A 2,690-nucleotide genomic window follows, 5' to 3' on the forward strand; every position below is an offset into this window, starting at 1 on the left:
GTTTTAATCATACCCATGTAGGTCGGCCTTGTACTGCTAGCTAGGCCGACATCACACGTCCGCTAAAGTATTCGTTAGCGACGATGTATTCCGTATTGCGGATCAATTCATCTTGCAGCTCAGCCCAATGGGGCTTCTCATCTACATCACCTTTTGCGCTAGGCACTACGCCTCCGACCCTTATGTTGAAAGGGGTTAGTTCTTTTGCCCAACTCTGCGTGAAACCAGAAACCATAGAATTCGCATTTTCAATTCCCGCTAGGTCATACTCATCATTTTGAGAAATGACGTTCACAATCACACCTGGTTTGTTGTTAATACGCATTCGCTCAGCACTGGCTTGACCAAAAGTGAATAAAGTTGAGGCCATCATGGCGAGCTTCTGAAGAAAGACTTCAGCTCGTTGTTCACCTATCAAGGGGGGGAGGGATGCATTTGGCCAATTATTGACCAGTACATCCGGTGCCCCATGATAGGTTTGATCAATAAAATCGAACAGCCGATGGATCGTTTCTAAAGAGTAATCTGGTGTGTGGTAATAATGAACATCCTGAGAGATCGCTTTGCAACGAGCAAAGGTTTCCATTAATCCAAATTTGTCTTGGTCACACAAAATAATTTTTGCACCTAAATGTGCGAAATGAACGGCCAGCGTGCTACCAAGCATCGAACTTGCTGAAGTGATTAATATTATTGCACTTTTTATATCCATTGGGTGCCTCACCCTATTGTTTGTTTTATTGTTGTAGCGGGATTTAGTCTCAATAGGATGGTTGATTAACTGTGGGTAGGGTGTGAATAACATCAAATTACTCAGCCTAAGCGAGCGTGGTATGTGTTTTTTTTGGTCATACTCACATTCTGATCTAGAGAATGTCGTTTTGTGTTACATACAAGACATCAAACTTGGGTGCGGATCTGATCTCGCCGGTGGGCAACGGTGAGTTGAACCGACAGATCGGCAACTAAGAGCTCAACGTTTGAGGGGGAGGCAAGATGCCTTCGCTCATGTCCTGACAGATTAAGATATACCTCTTCGGGTAAATCATGCGTATCTTCAGGCAAATAGGCGAGTACTTCAGGAGTCAAGTAGTGGCTGAGTTTCGCACTGGCGAGCCCTCCGTGATGGAAAAGCTCGGCCTGTTTTGCTGAAACAACGTAAGAGCTTTGGTCGGAACGCAGTGCTTGAGGATCCGTAAGCTCAAATCGCTTACGTAACAATTCATCGCTAGTGGGTGGGTTTTCAATACGTTCAACAGGAGTGTTGTCGCGTACATCGTTAGAAAACATCGACAGTATGAGTGCAAAGTCCGCACGGCGTCCTTGCTGAACAGCATGGCTTAGCCCCGAGCCAAATTGAAGCTCGTTTATAATACTGGCTTTATCTAATGTATGTACTTGCATTTGCCTCTCCAACCGATGCACTTTTAGCGGCGAGAAAGCAGATAACTTTAGATAAAATAACAAAAAAGCCTGCGATAAAGCAGGCTTTTCATATGACTAAATACCAATCCAAGGGGAAAAGGTTATTTTGCTAGGTTTTCTGCAACGAATGCCCAGTTAACCAGTGCCCAGAAACCATTCATGTAGTCAGGGCGTAGGTTACGGTAATCGATGTAGTAAGCGTGTTCCCACAGATCAACCGTCAGTAGCGGAGTCACACCTTCGTGAGTCAGTGGTGTGGCTGCATTTGAAGTGTTGATGATCTCTAAAGAGCCATCCGCATTTTTCACCAACCAAGTCCAAGATGAACCAAAGTTATTGATCGCTGAGTCAGTGAATTTTGCTTTAAAAGCTTCAAAAGAACCAAATGCGGCGTTGATTGCGTCTGCAACGGCACCTGTTGGTTCGCCACCTGCATTTGGTGCAAGGCAGTGCCAATAGAAGGTGTGGTTCCAAATTTGAGCTGCGTTATTAAACACGCCACCAGTTGAAGTCTTGATGATCTCTTCGAGAGATTTACCTTCAAATTCAGTGCCAGGAATAAGGCCGTTAAGCTTCACAACGTAAGTGTTGTGGTGCTTACCGTGGTGGAAATCTAGTGTTTCGGCTGAAATGTGTGGTTCTAGAGCGTCTTTAGCGTAAGGCAAAGCTGGTAATTCGAATGACATTGCTCGATTCTCCGTTGTGTAGAAAGAGTGAAAGTCTCTTTCAGTAGCTTCCAGATATTATAATGATATTCGTCGATACGACTGACTTGAAGGTATTTTAGCAAGTTTTTACTTTATTAAAAGTCCTAATATTGAAAATTGTTGTATAGGCAGGATATCCATAAATAATATGTGCTTTTTATTCTCTATTAATGATTTAGAATGTCAGTAACAAACCGCACTATCCCATTAAGAGGAAGCAATGGAAACTATTGATAAAATTAAACAGCAACTTAAAGAAAATGCCATTCTGCTATACATGAAAGGCTCTCCTAAGCTACCAAGTTGCGGATTCTCTTCTCAAGCTGCGCAGGCTTTGATGGCTTGCGGTGAGAAATTTGCTTATGTGGATATTCTGCAAAACCCAGATATCCGCGCTGAGCTGCCTGTATACGCACAGTGGCCTACTTTTCCACAATTGTGGATTGAAGGTGAGTTGATTGGTGGTTGTGACATCATTATCGAAATGTTCCAAAAAGGCGAACTGCAACCTTTAGTGAAAGAAGCCGCTGCACGTGCAGGCAATGAAGAGTAATACTG

Annotated in this window: 4 protein-coding genes; 1 reads left to right on the forward strand and 3 read right to left on the reverse strand. The window is 43.5% G+C overall.

Annotation, left to right across the window (positions count from 1 at the left end):
- Positions 1-40: 40 nt before the first annotated feature.
- The 3 genes from B9J87_RS15095 to sodB form a co-directional block, all read right to left on the reverse strand.
- Entirely contained in the window at positions 41-667 is a 627-nt protein-coding gene (locus tag B9J87_RS15095; RefSeq protein WP_370685854.1) for an SDR family oxidoreductase, read from the reverse strand.
- Positions 668-900: 233 nt separating this feature from the next.
- Positions 901-1,404 (reverse strand): VC2046/SO_2500 family protein, encoded by a 504-nt coding sequence (locus B9J87_RS15100; RefSeq protein ID WP_176429108.1) that lies wholly within the window; start codon positions 1,402-1,404, stop codon positions 901-903.
- A 122-nt stretch (positions 1,405-1,526) separates the two neighbouring features.
- Positions 1,527-2,111 carry a superoxide dismutase [Fe] gene (gene sodB / locus B9J87_RS15105; protein ID WP_010318866.1) on the reverse strand — a complete coding sequence of 195 codons (585 nt, stop codon included), beginning with the start codon at positions 2,109-2,111 and terminating at the stop codon, positions 1,527-1,529.
- Positions 2,112-2,352: 241 nt separating this feature from the next.
- Here sodB and B9J87_RS15110 point away from each other — a divergent pair, with 241 nt between their 5' ends.
- A complete protein-coding gene (locus B9J87_RS15110) occupies positions 2,353-2,685 on the forward strand; it encodes a Grx4 family monothiol glutaredoxin (RefSeq protein WP_094133612.1) in 333 nt (110 codons plus the stop codon).
- The last annotated feature ends 5 nt before the right edge of the window (positions 2,686-2,690 follow it).

Origin of the sequence: Vibrio sp. V19_P1S1T109 (assembly GCF_002241375.1) — a bacterium.
In the GTDB taxonomy this organism is placed as follows: Bacteria; Pseudomonadota; Gammaproteobacteria; order Enterobacterales; family Vibrionaceae; genus Vibrio; species Vibrio anguillarum.

Coding starts and splice junctions, on each gene's coding strand:
- B9J87_RS15095 (WP_370685854.1), bottom strand. CDS start 667: ATGCTTGGTAGCACGCTGGCCGTTCATTTCGCACATTTAGGTGCAAAA.
- sodB (WP_010318866.1), bottom strand. CDS start 2,111: ATGTCATTCGAATTACCAGCTTTGCCTTACGCTAAAGACGCTCTAGAA.
- B9J87_RS15100 (WP_176429108.1), bottom strand. CDS start 1,404: ATGCAAGTACATACATTAGATAAAGCCAGTATTATAAACGAGCTTCAA.
- B9J87_RS15110 (WP_094133612.1), top strand. CDS start 2,353: ATGGAAACTATTGATAAAATTAAACAGCAACTTAAAGAAAATGCCATT.